The organism is Streptomyces sp. NPDC101166 (assembly GCF_044768125.1).
In the GTDB taxonomy this organism is placed as follows: domain Bacteria; phylum Actinomycetota; class Actinomycetes; order Streptomycetales; family Streptomycetaceae; genus Streptomyces.
The window spans coordinates 1-1,575 of sequence record NZ_JBIWPF010000092.1 but is presented as its reverse complement, the minus strand read 5'-3'; the positions used below and the strand labels follow the sequence as shown (position 1 = coordinate 1,575).

Below are 1,575 nucleotides of genomic sequence, written 5' to 3'. Positions count from 1 at the left end.
CCTCGCGCAGGGCCTCCGCGTCGAGCCGGGCGGCGCGGCCGTTCGAGCCGTGCTCGGCCAGCAACTGGTTGCGGGCCCGGACCAGGTCCGAGGCGCCGCCGGAGACCTTGGTGTCCTCGGCCTTGTCATCGCGTTCCTGCTGGAAACCCACAACCCGCCCCTCTCGATTCAATTCACTTCGCCGCCCCGGCACGGGGACGGCCCCGTCACCGCCGGTTTCGACACCGACGGGGCCGGGGCCGCCACGGGGATCCCGCTCGAATTACAGAGCGTCGGAACCGCGTTCGCCGGTGCGCACCCGGATGATGGCGTCGACCGGGGTGACCCAGACCTTGCCGTCGCCGATCTTGCCGGTGCGGGCGGCTTCGACGATGACCTCGACGACCTTGTCGACGGAGGCGTCGTCCACCACAACCTCGACCCGGACCTTCGGGACGAAATCCACCGAGTACTCGGCGCCGCGGTAGACCTCGGTGTGGCCCTTCTGGCGACCGTAGCCCTGCACTTCGCTGACGGTCATGCCGAGCACGCCCGCCTGCTCCAGGCCGGTCTTCACGTCCTCCAGGGTGAACGGCTTCACGATCGCAGTGATCAGTTTCATGTTCGTCATGCCTCCTTGACGGCGGCGGTGCGCGCCGCACCACCCACAGCAGCGAAATCGTATGCCGATTCTGCGTGCTCCGACTCATCCAAGCCCGTGAACTCGGCTTCTTCGTTGGCACGGAGGCCGATGGTGAACTTGATGGCGAGCGCGATGATCAGGGTCAGAATGCCCGAATAGGCAAGCACCGCACCGGCTCCCACGGCCTGCTTGATCAGCTGATCGAAGCCACCGCCGTAGAACAGACCCTTGACCGCGGCGGGGGCCTCGGGCGCGGCGACCAGGCCGACCATCAGGGTGCCTGCGATACCGCCGACCAGGTGGACGCCGACCACGTCGAGCGAGTCGTCGAAGCCGAACTTGAACTTCAGGCCCACCGCGAGGGCGCACAGCACACCGGCGACCACGCCGATGGCCAGCGCGCCGACCACGTTGACCGAGGAGCAGGACGGGGTGATGGCGACCAGACCCGCGACGATGCCCGAGGCGGCGCCCAGCGAGGTGGCGTGGCCGTCACGGATCTTCTCGACCAGCAGCCAGGCGAGCATGGCGGCACCGGTGGCGACGGTGGTGGTCACGAAGGTGGTACCCGCGATGCCGTTGGAGCCCACGGCCGAACCGGCGTTGAAGCCGTACCAGCCGAACCACAGCAGACCGGCTCCGAGCATGACGAAGGGCAGGTTGTGCGGACGCATCGGGGTCTGCGGCCAGCCCTTGCGCTTGCCGAGCACGATCGCCAGTACCAGACCCGCGATACCGGCGTTGATGTGGACCGCGGTGCCGCCGGCGAAGTCGATGGCCTTGAGCTTGTTGGCGATCCAGCCGCCGTGCTCACCGGTGACGCCGTCGAAGGCGAAGACCCAGTGCGCGACGGGGAAGTAGACCACGGTGACCCAGATGGCGGAGAACAGCATCCACGCGCCGAACTTCAGGCGGTCGGCGACCGCACCGGAGATCAGGGCGACAGTGATGAT

The 1,575-nt window shown here is 68.0% G+C and carries 2 protein-coding genes; both read right to left on the bottom strand.

Going from position 1 to position 1,575, the window contains the following annotated elements:
• Nucleotides 1–262 precede the first annotated feature (262 nt).
• Nucleotides 263–601, bottom strand: a complete 339-nt coding sequence (locus tag ACIRS4_RS36620; protein ID WP_364630550.1) for a P-II family nitrogen regulator — start codon at nt 599–601, stop codon at nt 263–265.
• A gap of 5 nt (nt 602–606) precedes the next feature.
• Nucleotides 607–1,575, bottom strand: a 969-nt coding sequence (locus ACIRS4_RS36615) for an ammonium transporter (RefSeq protein WP_404204345.1), incomplete at its 5' end; no start/stop codon positions are given.